Source organism: Flavobacterium arcticum (genome assembly GCF_003344925.1).
Lineage (GTDB): Bacteria > Bacteroidota > Bacteroidia > Flavobacteriales > Flavobacteriaceae > Flavobacterium > Flavobacterium arcticum.
Genome location: NZ_CP031188.1, coordinates 1,905,001 through 1,929,280 on the forward strand (window position 1 = coordinate 1,905,001; position 24,280 = coordinate 1,929,280).

Sequence of the window (24,280 nt, forward strand, 5' to 3'; positions counted from 1 at the left end):
AATCGCTGGTAAAGAGTGGTTCATTACAAGCGCCACAAGTATAAGTTCCTTTTTCAAAATGTAAGTTATATTCACCTGAATGTGGAAGTTCTGTTCCTTTTTGACGTAATACTTTATAGCGCTCAGTACCTAATTGTTCTTTCCATTCAGTTTCTGTTTTTTCGATAGTGTAGCTTTTCATATGGATTTCCTTATTTTTTAGTTTTGGCAGGTATAAATTTAATAGATATAGAGTTTGTACAAAAACGTTCGCCTGTAGTTTCTTTAGGTCCATCATCAAAGACATGACCTAAATGACTTCCACATTTTGCACACATTACCTCAGTACGATTCATTCCATAACTTTTATCATGTTCATATACTACCGCTCCTTTTATAGCTTGATCAAAGGAAGGCCATCCGCAATGTGAGTCAAATTTTGTATCTGATTTGAATAGCGGATTACCACATGCAGCACAAACGTAAACTCCATTTTCAAAAAAATTATTATACTCACCTGTATGTGGTCGTTCGGTAGCTTTATTCCGTAAAATATCATACTGCTCAGGAGTTAATTCTGCTTGCCATTCAGCATCCGTTTTATAAACTTCAAAATTTCTGTTTTTTGCCATATCATTTTTTTTAGTTATGGGCTTCACTTCCTGTTTTATTTTTTTTTTATTTTCCTGTCCTTGGCAAGCTGTTAAGGAAAATAGGATAACTAATATCAATACTTTTTTCATAGCTGCAAAAATTTTATTATTTCATGAATTACTTTATCATCACCAAGAATTTTGCGATGCCCAAGTCCTTCGGTTATTATTAATTCTGAATTCTTCAAATTCTTATGTATATGATGGGCTGCAGTAACAGGTACATCATTATCATTTTTATCATGAATAATGATTGCTGGTATATTTACCTCTTTAGCTGCTATATAGGCAGAATAACTATTAATAGTCGTATCGAATTTTTTTTCGAATAGCTGTATCATTATTTTGGAAGTTGCAATATTCATGCCCAACTTATTTGTAAAATCATTCATAATATCTTCTATGATATCACCACTCCCAATAGTAACTGCTTTTTTTACTTTAAGTCCTTGCTTTATAGCATTTAGTAAAGCCATAGCTCCTAAAGAGTGTCCAATTGCATATTCAAATGGACCATATTTTTTATCTAGCTCATGTATACTAGCAATAAACTCAGTCATATCACTGGTTTTACCTGTCGATTTTCCATGTGCAGGTGCATCAAAGCTAATAGTACTACAGCCACTTTTTAATAATGCACCTGCTATAGACCAGAGTTGCGTACCTCGTCCACTCCAGCCATGTACTAATAGTACTTTTTTAGCACTTTCCCCTAAATGATATACTCTTATTTTCTTGTTTAATGAAGGTATTTCTAGATATTCCTGTTTACTTTCGCGCTCCATAGCTTCTTCTCTTTTTGGGAGTTTAAATTTCATGGGAGTAACAAAAAGTTTCATAGCATATTTAGCCGCTATTGTAGGAGATAACGTTTGCAAAATTTTACCACTAACTATAATTGGTTTAGGGATTTCTGTAGATTGTCGCTTTGTTTTATTTTTCTTTGACATTGTATTCGTTTAATTAAAATTGAAGTTACTGGTTTTTTCTTATTTTTGAGCGTATTAACTATATTTTAACCTAGATAATTTATGAGATCTATAGATAATTATTTTCTCACTAAAGAAGAACCAATAAAGGGATGTTTACTGTTTTTAAGAGATTACATTATTAATTTTGACAAAGCTATTACAGAAGAATTAAAATATGGTATGCCTTTTTATCTTTATAATGGTAAAATGTGTTGTTACCTGTGGATACATAAAAAACATGGTTTACCTTATATAGGTATCGTAGAAGGAGGTAGAGTTATTCATGATAATCTTTTGACTGAAAAACGTGCCAGAATGAAAATACTATTAATAAACCCTGAAGAAGATATTGATATTGAAGTTATTAATAATGTTTTAACCCAAATGGTTAATTTATATCGCTAAAATTGTTAAATGTATTATGTTAAATTTAGAATTATATTAGCTTTATTTTTGAATTGCATATGGAATGAATTTAGTAATTTTGAACGAAATTTAACATAAACTGCCTTATGAATAAAAGTGTAATAATTATCTCGTGTGTCTTATTTTTACTAATAATTTCTTGTACAACAAATCCGTTTACGGGTAAAAAAGACCTTAATTTTGTTTCAAATAGCGAGCTATTTCCTACAGCCTTTCAACAATATGACGAGTTTTTAACTGAAAATAAAGTTGTTAAAGGCACTTCACAGTCAGCTATGGTAGTTAGCGTAGGGCAAAAAATAAAAAATGCTGCTGAGAAATACCTTAATGCAAAAGGATATAAAGGTTACTTAGATGGTTATGCTTGGGAGTATAACTTAGTTCAAGACCCTGCTGTGAATGCGTGGTGTATGCCAGGGGGTAAAATAGTAGTATATACAGGTATATTACCTATTACTCAAAATGAGGCAGGTTTGGCAACAGTATTAGGGCACGAAGTAGCACACGCACTTGTAAATCATGGTGCACAGCGTATGAGTGCGAGTACTATACAACAGCTTGGTGCTACAGGTGTTGCAGCAGCTACATCAGGACAAAGTACAACAGCACAACAACTGTATCAGCAAGCTTATGGCGTTACTACCCAATATGGGGCGATGTTACCTTTTAGCAGAAAACATGAAAATGAAGCTGATGAAATAGGGCTTATTCTTATGGCTATTGCAGGTTATAATCCAGAGCAGGCTATAGCATTTTGGCAACGTATGGATGCTAATTCAGGAGGAAGCGCACCGCCAGAATTTTTAAGTACTCACCCGTCAAGCAATACAAGAATAAATAATATAAAATCACAAATACCTAATGCAAAAGCCGAAGCGGCTAAATTTGGTGTTAAGTTTTAAATTTAAGTTTACTTTTTTAAGCTGAGTTTTAATTTTAAGAATTATACATATATTAGCTGTCCTGCAAGGGCAGCTTTTTTTATTTAAACCAAACAACTATGCCACAACTGGAAAAAGGAAGTAAAAAACTTCTAAACGCATGGGCCTTTTATGACTGGGCCAACTCTGTATATAGTCTTGTTATCGCTTCGGCAGTTTTCCCTATTTTTTATGATGCTATTTTTCCTGACGGGCAAACACATGTAGCTGTTTTTGGTACTTCTGTAAAAGCTACTGCATTAATTAGTTTTGTTACTGCATTTGCATTTTTGCTTGTCGCTTTTATATCGCCTTTACTTTCGGGTATTGCCGATTATTCAGGTAATAAAAAAGTGTTTTTAAAACTGTTTTGTTATTTAGGAGCATTATCATGTATAGGTCTATATTGGTTTAGTCTCGAAAATATATATTGGAGTCTAGTATGTTACTTTTTTGGGTTGGTTGGTTTTTGGGGTAGTTTGGTTTTTTATAATTCCTACTTGCCAGATGTTGCATTCCCAAATCAACAAGATGCCATTAGTGCCAAAGGCTATTCAATGGGCTATATAGGCAGTGTATTTTTATTGATATTTAATTTAGCAATGGTTATGTCTCCTAGCACTTTTGGTATAGAAGAAGTTGAAGGGTTAGAGCATCCTGCTATACGAGCCATGCGTATCTCTTTTGTATCAGTAGGGGTATGGTGGATACTTTTTAGTCAATATACATACTACTATCTACCAAAAGGAAATAAAAAAAATAAGGTTACTCGCGATGTTATGCTTAATGGTTTTAGAGAACTGAGAAAAGTATGGGGCGAGTTAAGTTTAAATATTACCTTAAAACGTTATTTAGGAGCTTTTTTTGTTTATAGTATGGCGGTACAAACCGTTATGCTGGTAGCTACTTATTTTGGTGCAGAAGAAATTGCTTGGGGCGATGACGGAGGAAAACAAATGGGACTTATAGTAAGTATATTGCTTATACAATTAGTTGCTGTAGCTGGAGCAACTATTACATCTCGATTATCAGCAAAATACGGTAATATAAAAACACTAATAAGCATTAATATTATTTGGGCAATAATATGTGTTTGTGCTTTTTTTGTAACACTACCTATACACTTTTATATTACGGCAGGTTTTGTAGGGCTTGTTATGGGAGGTATTCAGTCGCTTTCGCGTTCTACTTATTCTAAATTTTTACCCGAAACAAAAGATACAGCTTCTTTTTTTAGTTTTTATGATGTTACAGAAAAGATAGGTATCGTTATAGGAATGCTACTTTATGGAGCAATAGACCAAATTTTTGGCAGTATGCGATATTCGATAATATTTCTTACACTGTTTTTTATTATTGGTGTTTTTCTTTTAAGAAGAGTGTTAAAAAAATCTTAGAGTTTAAATATATTCTATTATATTTGAATATTGAAAATATAAATGATAGTTATGAAAAGAATAAAGAGTTTATCTACATTATTAGTATTAATAGTTACACTAGGTTTTATATCTTGTGATACAGAGCCTGTAGATCCTGTATTTTTAGATTATGAGCCAGAAGTAGAAGAACCAGCATCATTTCAGGTAGATTTTAGCGAACAAACTTATCAAGCTACTACAACTACAGTAGTTATGGAGAATGGTATAACGACTATTGCTGCCGTAAGAGCTTCAGACGGTGCTGTTTTTACACTTGTTGTTCCTGGTACTACCGCGGGAACTTATAGTGCCTCAGTTATAGCATATGCTCCTGGAATTTCAGGAAACCAGTATACTAATATGGATGGTACTAATATATCAGGTGCTGTCACATTTACAGCAGTAAATACTACAAATAACACTATAAGTGGTACATTCAGTTTTACAGGTTATTGGTCTGATGCTTCCGAAAACCTTCCTTCAGTAGAGTTTACCAATGGTATTTTTATAAACTTACCTTTTACAAGTGATACTGATCCAAACCCTAACCCTGGAAATTCTTCTTTTAGTGTAGATATAGATGATGAAACATATATAGCAGATAATTATGCTGGCACAATAGGAAATGGGCTAATAAGTATAGGTGGAACAAGAGGTACATCTGGCGAATATGTAGCCTTGGTAATAAATGCTACAACTGTAGGTACATATAGCAACGAAGATTTATTTTTTGGCTATTCATCTGATGGTGATGAAGATAATGTATATTCTAATATAGATTTTGGAGGTGGAGAAAATGATGCTCAGCTTACAATTACTCAAATAGATGAAGCGAATCAAACTATCTCAGGTACTTTTAGTTTTACAGGATATTTAGGAGGTAATTCTAAATCATTTACAAATGGTCAATTTACTAATATACCTTATACCACAGGTCAAGGTACTGATGAAAGTGAATTCATGGCAACTGTAGATGGTGTAGCTGTTGATTATATTGATGACCTTCTTGTAGGTACTGTTAATAATCAAGTTACTATAGCTGGTGTAGGCGCAGACCATGAAATAAATCTTTTTATAGGTACATTAGGTGTTGGTGTTTATTCTATTCCTGGTGATAATTTCAGTGCACCAACTGCTTCTTATACTGATGATAACGATGTCGAGTATAATGCAGTTTCAGGTACATTAACAATTACAGAAAAAGCAGGTGGTTGGGTATCTGGTACATTTGAATATACTGTACAAGATGAGGCTGGTAATAATGTACATACTGTAACAAACGGTACGTTTAACGTTGAATATTAGTAAATAATATTATATGAGATAAAAATCCGCCTATTGGCGGATTTTTTTATTGGCATAATCATTGTCTGATACTACTCGTAAAAATAGAGCGAAACATTGTTTTTTGCTGATATATAGGGAGATAAATAAATTGCTGAATGGCATTTAGGTATTGCCTTATAAATGTTTAATGACAAAATGACTTTAAATTAAGATGTCTGATAAAAAAATATTAAATATTGACAGTCTGTCACTTCAGGAGTTGGATACCGATGCAGAATTAATTCCGTTAATGACACCCGAAGATGAAGAGGAAATGAATAATGAGGTACTGCCCGAAACTTTACCTATATTACCATTGCGTAATATGGTGCTGTTCCCTGGGGTGGTAATACCTATTACGGCAGGTAGAGACAAGTCGATAAAACTGATAAATGATGCCAATGCAGGCGGTAAAATAATTGGAGTAGTATCGCAAAAAGACGAAAGTGTAGAAGAACCTACAGCAGCCGATATAAATACTGTAGGTACAGTAGCACGCATATTACGCGTGCTAAAAATGCCTGATGGGAACACTACTGTAATTATTCAGGGGAAAAAACGTTTCGAAATAGATACTGTTACAACAGAACAGCCTTATTTAATGGCAACCATTAATGAGGTTAGCGAAACAAAGCCCGAAAAAACTGATGTAGAGTTTACTACAATTATAGAGTCGATAAAAGACTTAGCAATACAAATAATAAAAGAAAGCCCTAATATTCCTACCGAGGCTACTTTTGCTATTAAAAATATAGAGAGCGAATCGTTTCTTGTCAATTTTGTGTCATCAAACATGAACCTTACAGTTGCAGAGAAACAAGGATTACTTGTGAAAAATGACCTTAAAGCTCGCGCTTTAGAAACCTTACGCCATATGAATCTTGAGCTGCAAAAATTGGAGCTTAAGAATGATATACAAAGTAAAGTACGTTTTGACCTTGACCAACAACAGAAAGAATACTTTTTGCATCAGCAAATGAAAACTATTCAGGAAGAACTGGGTGGTGTGTCGCATGATCAAGAGATTGAGGAAATGCGTAAAAAAGGTAAGGGTAAAAAATGGAATGATAAAACAAAATCTCATTTCGAGAAGGAGCTTTCTAAGTTACAGCGCATGAATCCGCAAGTAGCAGAATATGCAACACAACGAAATTACCTAGAGCTGATGCTCGATTTACCTTGGGGTACTTTTTCTAAAGATAAGTTTGACTTAAAGCGTGCCGAAAAAGTATTACATAGAGATCATTATGGTCTTGATGATGTTAAACGTCGAATTATAGAATATCTTGCTGTATTAAAGCTACGTAACGATATGAAATCGCCTATATTATGTCTTTATGGGCCACCAGGTGTGGGTAAAACATCAATAGGTAAATCTGTAGCCGAAGCATTAGGTAGAGAGTATATCCGTATTTCACTAGGCGGACTTCGTGATGAAGCAGAAATAAGAGGACATAGAAAGACCTATATAGGTGCTATGCCAGGTAGAATTATACAAAGTATTAAAAAAGCAGGTACGTCTAACCCTGTTTTTGTGCTGGATGAAATAGATAAACTATCAAGCGGTCATAATGGCGACCCATCATCTGCACTACTTGAAGTATTAGACCCTGAACAAAATTCGGAGTTTTATGATAATTTCCTAGAGCTTGGTTTCGACCTTTCTAAAGTAATGTTTATTGCTACATCAAATAATATGTCAACCATACAGCCTGCGCTTCGCGACAGAATGGAAATTATTAATATGACGGGCTATACTATAGAAGAAAAAACAGAAATAGCGAAGAAACATTTATTGCCAAAACAAATAAGAGAACATGGACTTACTACAAAAGATATTAGTGTTGGTAAAAAACAGCTCGAAAAAATAATTATAGGTTATACGCGTGAGTCGGGGGTGCGAGGGCTTGAAAAACAAATAGCCAAAATGATACGCCACATTGCAAAAGCTATAGCAATGGAAGAAGAATATAATGTTAAGGTGACTGATGCAGATGTTATAGAAGCTCTTGGTGCACCTAAAATGGAGCGTGATAAGTATGAAAACAACGATGTTGCAGGAGTAGTAACTGGGTTAGCATGGACAAGTGTTGGTGGTGATATTCTCTTTATAGAATCTATACTTTCTAAAGGTAAAGGTACTATGACCATGACGGGTAACTTAGGTACTGTTATGAAAGAGTCAGCCACTATAGCATTAGAGTATATTAAAGCTAATGCAGAATCATTAGGTATAAGTCCAGAGGTTGTGTCTAGCTATAATGTACACATACACGTGCCAGAAGGCGCTACACCAAAAGATGGACCTAGCGCAGGTGTTGCTATGCTTACTTCATTAGTATCATCGTTCACTCAAAAGAGGGTTAAAAAGCAAATGGCAATGACGGGCGAAATAACTCTTAGAGGTAAGGTATTACCTGTTGGTGGAATTAAAGAAAAAATATTGGCTGCAAAGCGAGCTAATATTAAAGAGATATTATTGTGCGAAGATAATAAGCGCGATATTGATGAAATTAAAGAAGAATACTTACAAGGACTTACTTTTCATTATGTGAAAGAGATGAGCGATGTAATAAAGTATGCTATAACCGATGAACCGGTAAAGAATGCTAAAACACTGTAAAGTGTTTATACAATTTAATGTGTAAAACGGCTAAAATTTATTAGCCGTTTTTTTATATAAAAAATAATATCTTCGCACCTGCGTTATAGTATGCACAAAACGTATGTAACAACAATGTTTAAAAACGGTTATCTTTATCTTCTTTTGTTTACTAGTACTTTGTCTTTTAGTCAGATAGGGGGGAAGTCTACTTACCAGTTTTTGAGCCTTGTTACCTCTCCGCGTCAAGCAGCACTAGGCGGAAAACTTATTACACTTCATGATTATGATGTAAATCAGGCAATATATAACCCTGCAACTATAAATCCTGAGATGGATAATCATCTTTCTGTAAACTATGGTAGTTATTTTGGCGAGGTTACTTATGGTACAGCAGCTTATGCTTATACCTACGATAGACACGTACAAACTTTTCATGCTGGAGTAAGCTATGTAAACTATGGTACTTTTGAAGGACGAGATGAAGCAGGACTATTAACAGGTGATTTTACAGGAAGCGAAATAGCACTTTCTTTTGGTTATGCCTATAATATACCATGGACAGATATTTATGTAGGAGCTAATGCCAAAATGATATCTTCTACATTAGAGAGTTATAATTCTTTCGGAGGAGCTATAGACTTAGGAGCATTATACATAGATGAAGATAATGATATTAATATCGCTCTTGCTATACGTAATGTGGGTACACAGTTTACTACTTATGCAGGACTTCAAGAGAAATTACCGTTAGAAATTATAGCAGGTATATCGCAAGAAGTAGAAAATGTACCAATACGTTGGCACATAACCTTAGAGAACTTACAGCAATGGAATATTGCTTTTTCTAATCCAAACCGAGCAGAACAAAGTATAGATGGTAGCACCGAGGAAGAAAAAGTATCTTTTGTAAATAATGCTTTGCGTCACCTTATTATGGGTGCAGAACTTTTCCCTGGGAAGAGTTTTAATCTTAGAGTAGGTTATAATTTTAGAAGAGGAGAAGAGTTACGAATAGAAGAACAACGAAATTTTTCGGGCATCTCTGTTGGTATGGGATTACGATTTAATAATATGCGATTTGATTATTCTTATTCTAGATATACGCTTGCTGCTAATACTAGCTTATTCGGATTAATGATAAACCTTCAATAAAGATAGTTTTGGATAAAAAAATTACTATTGCCATAGACGGCTTTTCTTCTACAGGAAAAAGTACTCTTGCTAAGCAACTAGCAAAACACCTTGGTTATGTATATGTAGATACTGGTGCTATGTATCGTGCTGTTACTTACTATGCCATGCAAAAAGGATATATAGATGATACTCATTTTGATAAAACAGCATTAATAAAAGACTTACCAAATATTAATCTTCGTTTTTCTTTTAATTCTGAATTGGGTTTTGCCGAAATGTATCTTAATGGTGAAAATGTAGAAAAAGTAATACGCACACTAGAGGTTTCTAATAAAGTGAGCCGTGTTGCCGAAGTATCTGAAGTAAGAGCGAAATTAGTGGAACAACAGCAAGAAATGGGAGCTGATAAAGGAGTTGTTATGGATGGTCGCGACATAGGTACTGTTGTGTTCCCTAATGCAGAGTTAAAGCTCTATATGACGGCTAGTGCTATAACCCGTGCACAAAGGCGCTATGATGAGCTTATAGCAAAAGGAGATACTGTAACTTATGAGCAGGTGTTAAAAAATGTAGAAGAGCGCGATCGTATAGATTCTAGTAGAGAAGATTCTCCATTAGTAAAAGCAGATGATGCGATAGCAATAGATAACTCTAAACTTACAATACAAGAACAATTTGACAAAGTACTGCGACTTGTTGCGGATGTATGCTAAACTTTTAACGCATCATTACTTTAAAAATCAAATTTTATTGATAGTTTTACCACCGTTAATAAAACGTTAATTTAACTATAGCTTTTTATGGGGATTAAAAACCGCCTCGTTGCCATGAGTTTTCTTCAGTTTTTTGTATGGGGAGCTTGGCTTATAACCATTGCTAATTACTGGTTCGGTACAAAACAATGGGAAGGCACTCAGTTTGGTTTAGTGTTTGGCACTATGGGTATTGCTTCTATATTTATGCCTACGCTTACAGGTATTATAGCCGACAGATGGGTAAATGCCGAGAAACTTTATGGAATACTACATCTTTTATATGCAGCGATATTATTTTACCTTCCGCAGGTAAATGATCCTACTACTTTTATATATATAATGCTTGTAGCCATGTGTTTTTATATGCCTACTATTGCACTTAGCAATTCTATATCTTATAATGCACTCAAAAATAATGATTATGATGTAGTAAAATCTTTTCCACCCATACGAGTTTGGGGTACTATAGGTTTTATTGCAGCTATGTGGATTACTAACTTAACAGGTAATAAAGCTACTGATTATCAATTTTACATTGCTGGGCTTGCTGCTATAGGGTTAGGGTTATATGCCTTTACCTTACCAAAATGTAAACCACAGAATACTAAAACTGATGCTTCGTTATCTGAAGCATTAGGCTTAGAAGCATTTAAACTTTTTGGGGTATATAAAATAGCTTTGTTTTTAATATTCTCTATGTTTCTTGGGGCAGCCTTACAGCTAACCAATGCTTATGGCGATGTTTTTTTAGATGAATTTAAATTTTTCCCTAAATATGCTGATTCTTTTGTAGTAGAATATTCTACTATTATAATGTCTATATCTCAAGTATCAGAAACCTTGTTTATACTTGCTATTCCTTTTTTCTTAAAGCGCTTTGGTATTAAGCAAGTAATGCTTATTAGTATGTTAGCTTGGGTATTACGCTTTGCGTTATTTGCTTATGGCGACCCTGTTACAGGATTGTGGATGATTGTACTTTCATGTGTTGTATATGGCATGGCTTTCGATTTTTTCAATATTTCTGGCTCACTATTTATAGAAACAACTACTTCTGCTAAAATCCGTTCTTCGGCGCAAGGTTTATTTATGATGATGACCAATGGTTTTGGAGCGATATTAGGAAGTTTTACGTCAGGATGGATGATTGATAAATATTTTACTAAATCATTTACTAGTACAGAAAATTTATCTCAATTTTTAGAAACAGAAACTTCAAACCCAAAAATGCTTGAATTTGTAAAAGAAAATGGTGTTGAGGTTGCCGCAGATGGTACTTTTAGTAATGTGATAATGATGAAAGACTGGCACAATATATGGTTGTCGTTTGCACTATATGCTTTGGTAATCGCTATTGCGTTTGCTATATTGTTTAAACATAAACACGATCCTAAAGCTGTAGAGGCTGTTAGTCATTAATTATAATTAGTTGTTCAAAAACAGTACGCCCGAAGCATTTGCTTCGGGCGTACTGTTTTTAGGTTCGCTATTAATTAACTAGCGTATCATAGAAAAGTGTCCTTTATATTCTTTACCATTTTCGCGTATTACTATAAACCAATAATCGGTAGATGGGAGGCGCGCTCCATTATATGTTCCGTCCCAACCGTTACTGTTAGCGCCAAAACCTGTTATTATTTTGCCATAACGATCAAAAATATACACATACATATTAGGTTCTACGGTAGAAAATTTTATGCGCCATGTCTCATTTACACCATCGCCGTTTGGAGTGAAAAATTTAGGATAGGTTAGCAAGAATGTTTCTTCGGTATCTATTCCGCAATTATACTTGTCGCGCACATATACATTATATTGCCCAGGCTCTAATCCTGTAAAAGTATTGCTGTCCTGATAGGTTATCCCATTTAATGAATATTCAAAATCTTCTGCACCTGTAGTGTTTTCCAGTATAACGGTTATCACGTTATCATTATCAGTCCAGTCTTCAATGTTAACTTCGCTTATTTGTGGTGCTTGCGAGTTTACTACAGTTATTGTTTTGCTGGTTTCGCACCCATATTGGTTTGTTACGGTTACAGTATATTCTCCTTCTTCAATAACGGTTATACTTCGTGTTTCGGCTCCATTAGACCATGAATAACTATCATAACCAGCATCGGCAGTAACCATTATATTTTCGTCTTCGCAAGCCGACCATATTTCTTTCATTTGTAATTCGGGTATAGCACGTACAATTATTTTAAAAGATGTTAGGGCTATACATTCTTCATTATCATTATACACAACTCGTGCAAAAATTTGTGCTATTCCTATGCTTGCGGTATAATCATTAGGTATGGGATTAATACCAAGATCGGCATCATTATAAGAATTATGGTAAGTTAGTGTAACATCATCAAGACTTTGCCCGTCAAGTATAGTATTATTATGTTCACTTAGGTCAAACGTTTCGATAGTATCGTCATTTTCGTCACACACTTCAATATCAGATGGAGCTGTTGCAGTTACTAACGAAGGAAGATCGGCTACATTAAAAGGTTGTGTGTCAAAATTTCCGCAGGGGTCATCTACTCGTACTTCATAAATTGCCGATTCGAGCCCCGCAAATATATTGTTAGTACCATTATCAATTAAAAAACTAGTATCACCGTTTTTACTAATTATTTTATAAGTAAGAGGTTCTACACCAACGGCTGTTATTTCTACATCAGCAACATCGCCAGAGCAGGTAAGACTTTTTATATTAGTTATATTTAGATCGTCATAAAATTCAAAATCATATAATATTTCAATACATGTTTTACTATCTACACCACTACCAAAAGAGCGAAATGATTTAATAATTCTAAAACTACCAGTATTAATTAGGTTATATGTTGTAGTATTGTTTATTAACTCTAAAGAGTTTATAGTACCTAGATTACCTTCTTCATAGATAACATTTGATGTTGGATGCCCCCAAGTATCTGTATCAGGGTCAAGTAGTTTTTGTAGCCAAAATTTCACAAAGGCTACCCCGTTACTATTATGAGCTAGTGTAATATCAAATGCACCACAATGGCGCGTTTCTTGAATATTGTTAGATATTATTTCATACCCTGTAATAACTGCATTAGTGCTAAGATCTGTACTACAGTTGGTAGTGGCAGTAAAAGTGTAGTTTCCAGAAGTGAGGTTATCCATATATAAAGAGCCATCATCTGCAATATATTCAGAAACATCAAAAGGGATTGTTTCTTCAAACTCTGGTGGTGCTACTGTCATGGTTACTGTTGATAACGAATAACCACTAGTGAGCATTATAGATCCTTTGCCCTCTGTACAGTCTGGGCGGGTAAAGGATGACAGTCCAGATGCTGCAAATTCTGGTATTACAACTTCTATAGGGTATACATTACCGCAATCGTCTATTACTTCAAATTGATATGTTCCTGGAGGTAAGCCACCTACTTCTACATTATCATCGTCATTTATATAGTTTGAGAGGTCGTATAAAAGTGCTTCGTCAAAACCATTAGATACACTTGTTATACTACCTCCTACTAGTGCAAAATCGGCTACTACTATTTCAGTACTTCCTAAATTGTTTTCACAATCATTATTTCTTTCACTCGATATTGCTTCAATCTCTATGTCTTCAAGTTCTAATGTTATTGTGGTACTACGTCCACACCCATCATCAGATACTGTAAACTCATAAATACCATAGGGTACAGGGTTACCTTCTCCACCATAATCAGCATGGTTTTCAATAAAGGGTTCTGGATGTGCTGCATTAAAAGTATTGGGGTCAAATTCTTCAGGATGTTCAATAAAGACTATACTACAGGGACCTACATATTTATAGATATCAATTATTAAAAATTTTTCTCCACAACCAGCATCGTCAAACCCTGCAGTTACAGTAAGTTTTTGACGAACTAAATTATTAGGTTGTGTATATACTGTTCCGCAGTTATCTATAATTTCTAAATCGTAATAATAATCTGTATCATAATAAAAAGGTATTATTTGTTCGATACTAAAGCCTAAAGGGTCGCCAGTAGCTGTTTGAATATATATTATTGGGTCTCCTCCTCCTACAGGGTAAACGGTATAAGTAACAGATAATGGTATTGCTAGTGGTATGTCTGGGTTTTCTGGGCTTACATTATGACTAGCAGTTATAAGGTCGCATGCAGGTAATTCGGTATCAGGGAAACCTGTGGCACTTATTATCATGACAGGCTCAGTAGATAATAGTGTGTGTGCCTTAACAATACCTTCGCCACAATTGTCTATAACTCTTACAGTATAAGTACCTGCGGGTAGGTTCTCAAATATATTAGATGTTTGAGCGCCTGCAGTAGTAGGGCCTGTAAGTATTTCATAGGTTTGCGGGTTACCCTGTGTTACATTTATAGTAATAACTCCATCATCGCCACAAACGGTGCTACTACTTATTACATTATATAATAATGGGCTGGTTTCGTCTTCAATAATTACTTCTTCTTGATCAGTATTAGTATTGCCATTATTGGTTTGTGTGGCAATAACAAGATAAGTACCATCTGTTAAGCTAGTAACACTAGGGGTAGTATTATTATATATAGGCGTTGTAGTGTTGGGTAATAAAAATACTTGATAATTAACGGGTGGAGTATCTGCCGCATTGGCTACAGTAAAAGATAATTGTCCGTTTCCTGGACAGGTTTCATTAGTAACAGTAACAGAAAGGTTAAAATCTTGCGCATTAATGGTATAGCAAGGTAAAAAAGCCAATAGGAGAATAGTACATAGCTTGTATAGCCTATATGCACGATCTTTTGATGATCCTGTTGGTAAGTTAAATAATGTCATAGCAAAAATTAAGTTTATTAGCTTAATTTCAAGTTTTTTTCCAGTGGACTAATGTAATTAAAAAAAATTACATAAATACTATGTTAATTTATTTAGAATTAAAAGTTAGATATTTAGCCTTTAATAACTTACAAACAAATATGAAACTATTATAATAAGTAAAAGGTGAGATATTTGTTTGTAAATCAAAAAAATAGTATTATTTTTGCACTCCTTTTGGCAGATACGGTTTCCATTAGGGGTTAAATATTTTATGTAAAACACTTCTGTTGTTTTCTTGCTGCTAACGAAACCTAAGAACAACACAGAATACAAATTTTATATCAGCAATGTCTGAAGAAACAAAAACACAAGAAGAATTTTTAGCAGAATTTAACTGGCATAACTTCGAAGAAGGTATTGATCCAGTAGATTCAACTCACCTGAAAGAATTCGAAGATCTAGTTGAAAAAACTTTTATTGACACTGACAGTGATGAGGTAGTTGATGGTACTGTTGTAAGAATTACTGACAGAGATGCTATTGTAGATATTAACGCAAAATCGGAAGGTGTAATATCACTTAACGAATTCCGTTACAATCCAGGTCTTAAAGTTGGAGATAAAGTAGAAGTACTTATAGATATTCGTGAAGATAAGTCAGGGCAACTTGTACTTTCTCACAAAAAAGCACGTACTATTAAGGCGTGGGATAGAGTTATCAGTGCTAACGAAACAGGAGAAATCGTTAATGGTTTTGTAAAATGCAGAACTAAAGGTGGTATGATCGTTGACGTATTTGGTATTGAAGCATTCCTTCCAGGTTCTCAAATAGATGTTAAGCCTATTAGAGATTACGACCAGTATGTAAATAAAACTATGGAATTCAAAGTTGTGAAAATCAACCATGAATTTAAAAATGTAGTAGTTTCTCATAAAGCGCTTATTGAAGCTGATATCGAGATACAGAAAAAAGAAATTATTGGGCAGCTTGAAAAAGGACAAGTACTTGAAGGTGTTGTTAAAAACATTACTTCTTATGGTGTGTTTATTGACCTTGGAGGTGTTGATGGACTTATCCACATTACTGACCTTTCTTGGAGTCGTATTAACCACCCAAGTGAAGTTCTTGAGCTTGACCAAAAACTTAATGTTGTTATTCTTGACTTTGATGACGAGAAAACAAGAATTCAACTGGGTCTTAAACAACTTAACGCTCACCCATGGGATGCACTAGATGCTAACCTAGCTGTTGGTGATAAAGTTAAAGGTAAAGTAGTTGTGATTGCAGATTACGGTGCATTTATCGAAGTTGCTGAAGGTGTTGAAGGTCTTATCCACGTTTCTGAAATGTCTTGGTCTACTCACTTAAGATCTGCACAAGATTTTGTGAAAGTAGGAGATGAGGTAGAAGCTCAAATACTTACTCTAGACAGAGATGACCGTAAGATGTCATTAGGTATCAAACAACTTTCTCAAGATCCTTGGACTGATATTACTACTAAATATCCTGTAGGTTCTAAACATTCAGGTATTGTAAGAAACTTTACAAACTTTGGTATATTCGTAGAGCTAGAAGAAGGTATCGATGGATTAATTTACATCTCTGACCTTTCTTGGACTAAGAAAATTAAACACCCAAGTGAATTTGTAAATGTTGGTGATAGTCTAGATGTTGTAGTTCTTGAACTTGATGTTGACGGACGTAAACTATCTCTTGGTCACAAACAAACTCAGGCTAACCCTTGGGATAAGTATGAAGACTCTTTCGGTTTAGGTACTGTACATAACGGAACTATAGCTGAGATTGTTGATAAAGGTGCTACTGTTGAATTTAACGAAGATATTGTTGCGTTTATACCAACAAGACACTTAGAGAAAGAAGACGGTAAAAAACTTAAGAAAGATGATGTTGCTGACTTCAAAGTAATCGAATTCAATAAAGAATTTAAAAGAGTAGTTGCTTCGCATACTGCAACTTTTAAAGATGAAGAAGTTAAAAATGTTAAGGCTGCACAAGAGTCTAACAGCAATGCAAACAACGCAGAGAAAACCACTCTTGGTGATATCGATGCACTTGCAGCATTAAAAGAAAAAATGGAAAAAGGAGGTAACTAATCCTAATTCATTTTTAGATATAAAGAAGCCCTCACAATTGTGAGGGCTTTTTGTTTATATTTCTTTAAATTTTAAAGAAGTAAGAATATTGTGTAACAATCTGTACGAACAAGTGTCTTTATATAGTTGTATTAAGAATTTAAAAAATTAAGATATATGAGGACTATAATTTACTTAGCATTAATTGTAATACTATCAGGTTGTTCAAGTCAGGATAAGCTACCTGTTTTAAAAACAACTTTAAAAGTTATTAGTATAAAAGAAGGTAATGAAGTTCATGATAAAGTATGGACAATATCACCAGAAGTTGAATTAGATGAGTTTATAACTCGCAAATTTAAGGGTGAAAAAAAAGTGAGTTTTATTTCAGATATTGATACACTTACTTTTGATGTAACACCAAATAATAACTATGATTTTGTAATTCAATATAAAAATGAAAAAGCATTTACACGAATAAATACAGATATTTTAAAAGAAGCATCTATACCTCAAAAAAGAATATTGGAATATTATTATGATGATAAGAGTAGGAAATCTATAACAGATACTATTGCTTTTACTTTAGGTAGTGACCATGGAATTCATTTAAGGGGTAAAATTAATAATTCTGAACCACTTGATTTTCTTTTTGATACAGGGGCAAATGCAATAGTAATTGTTTCTAAATTAATTGGAAATAAGGTTAATCTAGAGTTAGATGGGACAACGGAAAATGAAGGTTCAGATGGTTATGAAACAATTGCAACAAGTTCTTTTAACGAATTAAAAATTGCAAGTTTAAATTGGGATAATGTTGAACTTCTTTCTATAGATTATCAAGAACCAAATTTTGACGGCGTATTAGGATGGATAGCTTTTGAGAATAAAATATTGGAAATTGATTATGAAAAAAGTCTTTTAATTATACATAAATCAATCGTTACTATTCCTAAAGGTTATTCAAAAATTGAAACAAAAATGATTGGTAATGTTCCCTATATAAAAGGGACTATTAATGTTAAAGATAAAAAGAGTTCGGGCTGGTTTGAATACGATTCAGGGTCTAACGGAAGTTTTTCATTAAGTCAAAAATTTGCTTCAGAGAATGGTTTGAATGGTGCAATGGAAAAAGTTGGAACTTCTATTTCCTCAGGAAGTACTGGAATTGAATGGAAGTTAAACGATTTTATTTTGCCAAAACTGGAATTTAATGAATTTGAGCTTTTAAATGTACCATTAACTATTTATGAAAGAGATCCTGAAGGGATTGAACACAATGATATTTTAGGAAACAATTTGCTTAAACGATTTAATGCTATTATTGATTTACAAAATTTTCAAGTATATTTAAAGCCGAATCATTTGCTGGATTCAGAGTATTAATTTATATCCCCATAAGAGTTGAAAAATATATCCAATATGAATTACTTTTATATAATCATTATTCATATTCTTAAGCGAAGCTTACAATTATTTTTGCTAGTATTTAGTTTCGGAACGATAGGTCAAATTATACTCGAAAAAAGCGAAATGGAGAGGGGTATAAGTCTAATATTGATGAAAATTATTGCTATTACTCCTATTTTGATATTTTATTTTATAATGCTAAAAGATAGAATTGAAATTCGACGCAATCGAAATACAGAAATAGAAGAATAAAAAAAGCCTGCAAATGCAGGCTTTTTTATAATAAGTAGTGAAAAAACTATTCCTTTATTTTTATCTCAAACATTTTGTCCCAGTTTTTACCTGTTACAAAAATAGTTTTTGTTTTAGGGTTATAAGCTATACCATTCAGTACATCTAGTTTTGGGTGTTTAGTAACCAGTTTTTTTAATTGAGAGAAGTCAATTATAGCCTCAACAGCACCTGTAGTAGGGTTTATAACCGCTACAGCATCTTTTTGGTATACGTTACCATATATTTTACCCTCTATCCATTCTAGCTCGTTAACTGCTTTAATTTTACTGTTTTTAGTATATACATTTACATAATCGGCTTCTTCCATTGTCTCAGGGTCAAGTTTCCATATTTTTTCGGTACCATCACTTTGGTATAAGTACTTACCATCGTTAGTAAGTCCCCAGCCTTCAATTTTTTTAAAGTAAGTAAATTCCTTTATTTTTTCAAACGTGTCAGCACTGTATATGAACCCTGTAGTCTCTCTCCAAGTGAGCTGATATACTTTATTGTTAAGTACGGTAATACCTTCACCAAAGTATTTATTTTCCTGCTTTACTTCTTTATATACCTCTCCTGTTTTGTAGTTTACTTTGCGTAAGCTTGAGTGTTTGTACTGACCTGTACCTTCAAAAAGTGTATCGCGATAAAACTCTAAGCCTTGAGTGTAAGCGTGTATATCATGCGGGTAAGTATTTACAATTTCATATTGTAATAGTTTTGGCTCTATGCCAGATGTAAGCTCTATTCTGCCTTCAGTTTCGGCATTATTACCGTCATAAAAAACAAGAGCTTTCAGGTTTTGATAGCCAAATTTTTGCCCTTCTAATGATACTTTTAGTTTTTCGTTGCCTTTTACAGCACCTTCTCTTACATCATTTATATAATATACAACAGAGTCAATTTCTTTCTTTTTTTCGTTTACCAACGATAAATTAAGTGGATCTTGTGGCTGATATTGCTGTTTCATATCCGAAGTATCGATGCGAAATAAATTATTTTTATTTTTATCGTCATCGCCACATGATTGTAGTGCTACAGTCAACGAAATGAAAGCTAATGCTTTAAGTGTTTTCATAGTGTTATTAATAGTTAAGGCAATATACAATTGTATTTTCTAACACACAATTGCCTTGCAAAAATATAAAATTAATGTATCTTTGCATCGGCAAGTCCTACACGACCAGCTCCTGCAGAATCCTCCAGGGTGGGAACACAGCAAAGGTATGCGGTTGTAGCGGTGCGATGTAGGTCGCTTGCCACTTTTTTATTTAAATTATTATAGTCTCCCTAGCGGAGATTTTTTTATTTTTGGGCATTACGAAAACAGATAAAATGGAAAAAAAAGTAGTTTTAATTACAGGTGGCTCATCAGGTATTGGTAAATCGGTAGGCAACTTTTTACATGAAAAAGGATATACTGTTTATGGCACCAGCCGAAACCCTGACCGTGTTAAAGATTCTGTTTTTCCATTAGTAACTTTAGATGTGCGCAATGCCGAAAGTATTACTACTGCTGTAACAGAGGTTATAAAACGTTCTGGGCATATAGATGTACTTATTAATAATGCAGGAGTGGGTATTACAGGACCTCTTGAAGAAATACCTGCCGATGAGATTAAGAATAACTTTGAAACTAACCTATTTGGTCCTATAGCGGTAATGAAAGCCGTACTGCCTTATATGCGTACTCGTAAGTTCGGGTTAATTATAAATGTAACTTCTATAGCAGGTTATATGGGATTACCTTACAGGAGTGTGTATTCGGCTTCAAAAGGTGCATTAGAACTTATTACTGAAGCACTTCGTATGGAAGTAAAGTCTTTTGGCGTTACTATTAGTAATATAGCACCAGGTGATTTTGCAACTAATATAGCTAGTGGACGTTATCATGCTCCTTTAGTTAAAGGGTCACCTTATGAGACATCTTACGGAAATACGCTAGCAATGATGGATGAGCATGTAGATAGTGGTAGCAACCCTAATGAAATGGCAGAGGCTATATATGCTATAATGAAAAACCCTAACCCTAAAGTACATTATAAAGTAGGGGCTTTTATGCAAAAGTTTTCTATTGTACTGAAAAGGATTTTACCCGATAAGGTGTACGAAAAATTACTAATGAATCATTATAAATTGTAGTTTTGCAGTGATTTTATAACACAACGAAATTAAATACAACAACATGAAATTTTTTATTGATACAGCTAACCTTGATCAAATAAAGGAAGCACAAGAACTTGGAGTACTTGATGGTGTAACGACTAACCCATCGCTAATGGCGAAAGAAGGTATTACAGGAAGAAATAATATACTAAAGCATTATGTTGATATTTGCAATATTGTAGATGGCGATGTGAGTGCTGAGGTTAATGCTACCGATTATGAAGGTATGATAAAAGAAGGAGAGGAGCTTGCTGAACTACATGAACAGATAGTAGTAAAAATACCAATGACCAAAGATGGTATTAAAGCCTGTAAATATTTTACAGATAGAGATATTAGAACAAATGTAACATTAGTATTCTCGGCAGGGCAAGCATTACTAGCTGCTAAAGCGGGAGCTACTTATGTTTCTCCTTTTATTGGGCGTTTAGATGATATTTCTACAGATGGTTTAAGTCTTATTGATGAAATACGTCAGATATATGATAATTATGCTTTCGAAACTGAAATTCTTGCAGCGTCTGTGCGTCACACTATGCATATTGTAAACTGTGCTAAAATTGGTGCCGATGTTATGACAGGACCACTTTCGGCTATTACAGGGCTTTTAAAGCATCCACTTACCGATTCTGGACTTGCACAATTTATTGCTGATTACCAAAAAGGAAATCAATAATAACAAGCTCGTTATATAACTAAAAAGGCTACCATTTCGGTAGCTTTTTTTATTCAATAACCATTTCTTGAAGTCTTCGCCTGTAGTTTTCCAGTATTGTAGCTTTAAAGATAATACCATAATACCTGTTATCTTTAAGTATTGGTAAATAGTTAGTTTCTGAAGTCTCAAACTTATCCATAATCATTTCTACCGAATCTTCAATAGATACTGTTTCTACATTAGGCTTCATGAGTTCTTCTAGTTTACTATACTTTATTTTAAAGGGACTAAAAGCAATATGACGTATAATATTAAAATCGATAATACCAATCAGTCTGTTTTTTTCGTCAACTACCGCAAAAATACTTTGCTTAGTAGTTGATAGTAAATTGATAACATCATCTGGCTTGTGAGTAGTTGGTATTGTTTTGCCATCAGTATCTATCATAGCAAGCAAGTCGATACTCGATAGTATATTTTTATCTTTATCCCCTGTAAAAACCTGACCTTTATCGGCAAGATGTTTTACATCCATAGAGTGAATTTCAAACTGTTTTGATACAGCAAAACTTATAGATGAAACAATCATAAGCGGCACCATAAGGTTATAACCACCCGTTATTTCACCAATAAGGAATATAGCAGTAAGCGGAGCATGAAACAATCCGCTTAGTAGTCCTGCCATACCTACTATAGTAAAACTACTTACAGGTAAATCTTTAGCAAGTCCTACCATATGCAATAATTTTGCTACAAAAAAGCCTAGATAAGACCCTACAAAAAGCGATGGAGCAAAGTTACCACCATTACCGCCGCTAGAAAGCGTTAGTCCTGCTGCAAAAACCTTTAATAACATAGTAGCGCCAGCAAAAGCGAGCAATATCCACGCATTATCTTTAAAACCTTCTAGCAAGGTGTTGTTTAATAAATCTTCGGGGTGTGAGTTTGCTAATACCTTGATACTTTCATACCCTTCACCAAATAGGGTAGGCGACAAAAATATAAGAGCAGCCAATGGTAGTGCACCATAAAGTCCTTTTTGATAATCACCTTTTTTGAGGCGTGCAAAATAGCCTTCTACTTTTTGAAATTTTCGGGCATGATATACTGATATAAAACCACCGAGTATACCTAGTAAAATATAATAAGGAATATTATGATAATCGAAATCATGCTGCTGTTTGAAAGATAGTAATACTTCTTCATTAAGTACTATGGTAGACACAATAGCTCCCGTAGCAGCCGATATCATAATTGGTATAAACGCTGTTATAGAAACATCGGTAAGTACTACTTCTATGGCAAAAAGTACTCCGGCAATAGGCGCGTTAAACGCTGCTGCAATACCCGCAGCCACACCACAAGCAAGTAATAGTATTCTGTCTTTTTTAGAAAGTTTGTATTTCTGGGCAAAGTTAGAACCAAAGGCTGCCCCCGTTATGGTAATAGGCGACTCTAGTCCTGCTGAACCTCCAAGACCAACTGTAAGAGAGCTGGTTATAATTTGAGCATACATTTGCTTTCGGGGTATAATACCGCCCTTTTTGGCTACAGCATATAATATGCGCGAACTTCCTTTTTCTATTTTACCATTAAGTATTTTTCTAACAATAAAAATAGTAAGCAAGATACCTACAATAGGAAATATACTATTTACATAGGGTAGTTTAAGGTAACTGTCTATATAATTGGCAAAACGCAAAACATTGTGCGCGAAACTTTTAAGTATAATAACCGCAAATGCTGTAGACACAGCAACCAATACTGCCGAAAGATATATAAAATGTCTTTCAGATAATAGGCTTTTAATAATAAAAAATAGTGTTTCAAGACGACGAAAGTTATTCCTGAAAAATAACTGGACTTTTGAAACTTTACGATTAAGCATTGTGTAAGTAGGGAAATTTAATATTTTGTATAAAGTGCAAAGTTACTTTATTTATAAAAAATTATAGTCCGTTTATACTTTTTTTATGTCATTACTACCCTATAAGACTTTTGTGAATGCTATTTGTTATAGTGTAGGTGTTTTTTCTTTAACAAATGTCTGTAAATCTTTAAAAAACAGGGTGAACTCTTTTTCAAAATCATCGTAGAACTCCAATAACTCATTTACAGCATTTGTCATTCCTGATTTGTTTTTTGTGCGTCTGTCCATTTGTTTTAGTATTTCGGCAATTCCTTCAGTTGTGGCATAGCTCCCTAGCCAGTCTTGCTTTATCATATAGGGCATCATACCCTTTGTTCTTTCGGTAAGAATGGTATAGTTATCTTCTAATAGTTTATAGAATTGCTGAGTATAATTGTATAAATGTTCGTTATGATAATTGCTCCAATTCTTGGCTAAAAAATGATCGTAAAAAATATCTATAATTACTCCTGAATAATGATGATAAAACGGGTGTAGACGTTTAGTACTTTGTCTAAAAACAGGGTGTGCATCGGTATAGGTATCTATAAAACGATGTAAAATAATACCTTTTTGTACATCTTCAGGAAATGACTTAGGTGCTTTGCCATGTATTCCATCTGCCATAAAGTTCCCAATTTTGAGCAGGTCATTATCTCCTGAAAGGTATATATGTGCTAAAAAATTCATATCACAATGTAGTGATTTGTTTTGTAGCAACAAAGTACAAACTTATAGGCGTATTACTTTTTCCTACAAAAAAGTAATATTTAGTTAAAACAAAAACTTATGTAAACCT

19 protein-coding genes and 1 other RNA gene (1 of these 20 cut by a window edge) are annotated in these 24,280 nt (G+C 33.9%); 13 read left to right on the forward strand and 7 right to left on the reverse strand.

Annotated elements, in window-relative coordinates; all coding sequences use genetic code 11:
- The 3 genes in view from msrB (DVK85_RS08590) to DVK85_RS08600 are tightly spaced (at most 10 nt apart) and all read right to left on the reverse strand, a layout consistent with a single transcriptional unit that may run on beyond the window.
- Positions 1–181: the 5' end (the start) of a peptide-methionine (R)-S-oxide reductase MsrB gene (gene msrB / locus DVK85_RS08590; RefSeq protein ID WP_114678041.1), read on the reverse strand. The gene continues 212 nt to the left of window position 1, outside the view; the window shows 181 of its 393 coding nt (coding positions 1–181); the start codon lies at positions 179–181; its stop codon lies beyond the left edge, outside the window.
- A 10-nt stretch (positions 182–191) separates the two neighbouring features.
- On the reverse strand, positions 192–722 hold the full coding sequence (msrB, locus tag DVK85_RS08595) for a peptide-methionine (R)-S-oxide reductase MsrB (RefSeq protein WP_114678042.1): 531 nt from the start codon (positions 720–722) through the stop codon (positions 192–194).
- Entirely contained in the window at positions 719–1,582 is an 864-nt protein-coding gene (locus DVK85_RS08600; RefSeq protein WP_114678043.1) for an alpha/beta fold hydrolase, read from the reverse strand. The genes msrB (DVK85_RS08595) and DVK85_RS08600 overlap by 4 nt, the downstream gene beginning before the upstream one ends.
- A gap of 81 nt (positions 1,583–1,663) precedes the next feature.
- Between DVK85_RS08600 and DVK85_RS08605 the strand changes: the two genes are divergently transcribed.
- The 8 genes from DVK85_RS08605 (at position 1,664) to DVK85_RS08640 (ending at position 11,606) form a co-directional block, all read left to right on the forward strand.
- On the forward strand, positions 1,664–2,008 hold the full coding sequence (locus DVK85_RS08605) for a DUF1801 domain-containing protein (protein WP_114678044.1): 345 nt from the start codon (positions 1,664–1,666) through the stop codon (positions 2,006–2,008).
- A gap of 107 nt (positions 2,009–2,115) precedes the next feature.
- Positions 2,116–2,931: a M48 family metallopeptidase gene (locus tag DVK85_RS08610; RefSeq protein ID WP_114678045.1), complete on the forward strand. Its 816-nt coding sequence runs from the start codon at positions 2,116–2,118 to the stop codon at positions 2,929–2,931.
- A gap of 98 nt (positions 2,932–3,029) precedes the next feature.
- The gene (locus tag DVK85_RS08615; RefSeq protein WP_114678046.1) at positions 3,030–4,346 is read left to right on the forward strand and encodes an MFS transporter; all 1,317 of its coding nucleotides are present in this window, start codon (positions 3,030–3,032) and stop codon (positions 4,344–4,346) included.
- A gap of 51 nt (positions 4,347–4,397) precedes the next feature.
- Positions 4,398–5,672, forward strand: a complete 1,275-nt coding sequence (locus tag DVK85_RS08620) for a DUF6252 family protein (RefSeq protein WP_127960575.1) — start codon at positions 4,398–4,400, stop codon at positions 5,670–5,672.
- Positions 5,673–5,865: 193 nt separating this feature from the next.
- Entirely contained in the window at positions 5,866–8,316 is a 2,451-nt protein-coding gene (gene lon, locus DVK85_RS08625) for an endopeptidase La (protein ID WP_114678048.1), read from the forward strand.
- A gap of 114 nt (positions 8,317–8,430) precedes the next feature.
- Positions 8,431–9,450, forward strand: a complete 1,020-nt coding sequence (gene porQ, locus DVK85_RS08630; protein ID WP_114679022.1) for a type IX secretion system protein PorQ — start codon at positions 8,431–8,433, stop codon at positions 9,448–9,450.
- An 8-nt stretch (positions 9,451–9,458) separates the two neighbouring features.
- Positions 9,459–10,145 carry a (d)CMP kinase gene (gene cmk, locus DVK85_RS08635; protein ID WP_114678049.1) on the forward strand — a complete coding sequence of 229 codons (687 nt, stop codon included), beginning with the start codon at positions 9,459–9,461 and terminating at the stop codon, positions 10,143–10,145.
- A gap of 87 nt (positions 10,146–10,232) precedes the next feature.
- The gene (locus DVK85_RS08640) at positions 10,233–11,606 is read left to right on the forward strand and encodes a nucleoside permease (RefSeq protein ID WP_114678050.1); all 1,374 of its coding nucleotides are present in this window, start codon (positions 10,233–10,235) and stop codon (positions 11,604–11,606) included.
- A 78-nt stretch (positions 11,607–11,684) separates the two neighbouring features.
- Here the strand turns inward: DVK85_RS08640 and DVK85_RS08645 are convergent, their stop codons facing one another.
- Positions 11,685–14,990, reverse strand: coding sequence for a T9SS type B sorting domain-containing protein (locus tag DVK85_RS08645; RefSeq protein WP_114678051.1), 3,306 nt, complete (start codon positions 14,988–14,990; stop codon positions 11,685–11,687).
- Between the two features lie 329 nt (positions 14,991–15,319).
- Here DVK85_RS08645 and rpsA point away from each other — a divergent pair, with 329 nt between their 5' ends.
- Together rpsA and DVK85_RS08655 are read left to right on the forward strand one after the other, a co-directional pair.
- The gene (gene rpsA, locus DVK85_RS08650) at positions 15,320–17,086 is read left to right on the forward strand and encodes a 30S ribosomal protein S1 (protein ID WP_114678052.1); all 1,767 of its coding nucleotides are present in this window, start codon (positions 15,320–15,322) and stop codon (positions 17,084–17,086) included.
- 156 nt (positions 17,087–17,242) lie between these two features.
- Complete coding sequence (locus DVK85_RS08655; protein WP_114678053.1) at positions 17,243–18,451, forward strand: retropepsin-like aspartic protease; 1,209 nt, start codon at positions 17,243–17,245, stop codon at positions 18,449–18,451.
- A 322-nt stretch (positions 18,452–18,773) separates the two neighbouring features.
- Here DVK85_RS08655 and DVK85_RS08665 read toward each other — a convergent pair whose 3' ends face one another.
- The gene (locus DVK85_RS08665) at positions 18,774–19,826 is read right to left on the reverse strand and encodes a glutaminyl-peptide cyclotransferase (RefSeq protein WP_114679023.1); all 1,053 of its coding nucleotides are present in this window, start codon (positions 19,824–19,826) and stop codon (positions 18,774–18,776) included.
- A gap of 88 nt (positions 19,827–19,914) precedes the next feature.
- Here DVK85_RS08665 and ffs point away from each other — a divergent pair.
- The 3 genes from ffs (at position 19,915) to fsa (ending at position 21,590) form a co-directional block, all read left to right on the forward strand.
- Positions 19,915–20,012: signal recognition particle sRNA small type (gene ffs / locus DVK85_RS08670), an RNA gene on the forward strand.
- Between the two features lie 71 nt (positions 20,013–20,083).
- Positions 20,084–20,890 carry an SDR family oxidoreductase gene (locus DVK85_RS08675; RefSeq protein ID WP_114678055.1) on the forward strand — a complete coding sequence of 269 codons (807 nt, stop codon included), beginning with the start codon at positions 20,084–20,086 and terminating at the stop codon, positions 20,888–20,890.
- A gap of 43 nt (positions 20,891–20,933) precedes the next feature.
- Positions 20,934–21,590: a fructose-6-phosphate aldolase gene (fsa, locus tag DVK85_RS08680; RefSeq protein ID WP_114678056.1), complete on the forward strand. Its 657-nt coding sequence runs from the start codon at positions 20,934–20,936 to the stop codon at positions 21,588–21,590.
- Positions 21,591–21,639: 49 nt separating this feature from the next.
- On the opposite strand, the gene DVK85_RS08685 is transcribed toward fsa, so the two are convergent.
- On the reverse strand, positions 21,640–23,460 hold the full coding sequence (locus tag DVK85_RS08685; protein ID WP_114678057.1) for a chloride channel protein: 1,821 nt from the start codon (positions 23,458–23,460) through the stop codon (positions 21,640–21,642).
- 126 nt (positions 23,461–23,586) lie between these two features.
- On the reverse strand, positions 23,587–24,171 hold the full coding sequence (locus tag DVK85_RS08690; RefSeq protein ID WP_114678058.1) for an acyl carrier protein phosphodiesterase: 585 nt from the start codon (positions 24,169–24,171) through the stop codon (positions 23,587–23,589).
- Between the last annotated feature and the right edge of the window lie 109 nt (positions 24,172–24,280).

Bases quoted from the DNA above. Each gene is read 5' to 3' on its own strand.
- msrB (WP_114678042.1), bottom strand. From the start codon at position 722: ATGAAAAAAGTATTGATATTAGTTATCCTATTTTCCTTAACAGCTTGC.
- DVK85_RS08600 (WP_114678043.1), bottom strand. From the start codon at position 1,582: ATGTCAAAGAAAAATAAAACAAAGCGACAATCTACAGAAATCCCTAAA.
- DVK85_RS08605 (WP_114678044.1), top strand. From the start codon at position 1,664: ATGAGATCTATAGATAATTATTTTCTCACTAAAGAAGAACCAATAAAG.
- DVK85_RS08610 (WP_114678045.1), top strand. From the start codon at position 2,116: ATGAATAAAAGTGTAATAATTATCTCGTGTGTCTTATTTTTACTAATA.
- DVK85_RS08615 (WP_114678046.1), top strand. From the start codon at position 3,030: ATGCCACAACTGGAAAAAGGAAGTAAAAAACTTCTAAACGCATGGGCC.
- DVK85_RS08620 (WP_127960575.1), top strand. From the start codon at position 4,398: ATGAAAAGAATAAAGAGTTTATCTACATTATTAGTATTAATAGTTACA.
- lon (WP_114678048.1), top strand. From the start codon at position 5,866: ATGTCTGATAAAAAAATATTAAATATTGACAGTCTGTCACTTCAGGAG.
- porQ (WP_114679022.1), top strand. From the start codon at position 8,431: ATGTTTAAAAACGGTTATCTTTATCTTCTTTTGTTTACTAGTACTTTG.
- DVK85_RS08640 (WP_114678050.1), top strand. From the start codon at position 10,233: ATGGGGATTAAAAACCGCCTCGTTGCCATGAGTTTTCTTCAGTTTTTT.
- DVK85_RS08645 (WP_114678051.1), bottom strand. From the start codon at position 14,990: ATGACATTATTTAACTTACCAACAGGATCATCAAAAGATCGTGCATAT.
- rpsA (WP_114678052.1), top strand. From the start codon at position 15,320: ATGTCTGAAGAAACAAAAACACAAGAAGAATTTTTAGCAGAATTTAAC.
- DVK85_RS08655 (WP_114678053.1), top strand. From the start codon at position 17,243: ATGAGGACTATAATTTACTTAGCATTAATTGTAATACTATCAGGTTGT.
- DVK85_RS08665 (WP_114679023.1), bottom strand. From the start codon at position 19,826: ATGAAAACACTTAAAGCATTAGCTTTCATTTCGTTGACTGTAGCACTA.
- DVK85_RS08675 (WP_114678055.1), top strand. From the start codon at position 20,084: ATGGAAAAAAAAGTAGTTTTAATTACAGGTGGCTCATCAGGTATTGGT.
- fsa (WP_114678056.1), top strand. From the start codon at position 20,934: ATGAAATTTTTTATTGATACAGCTAACCTTGATCAAATAAAGGAAGCA.
- DVK85_RS08685 (WP_114678057.1), bottom strand. From the start codon at position 23,460: ATGCTTAATCGTAAAGTTTCAAAAGTCCAGTTATTTTTCAGGAATAAC.
- DVK85_RS08690 (WP_114678058.1), bottom strand. From the start codon at position 24,171: ATGAATTTTTTAGCACATATATACCTTTCAGGAGATAATGACCTGCTC.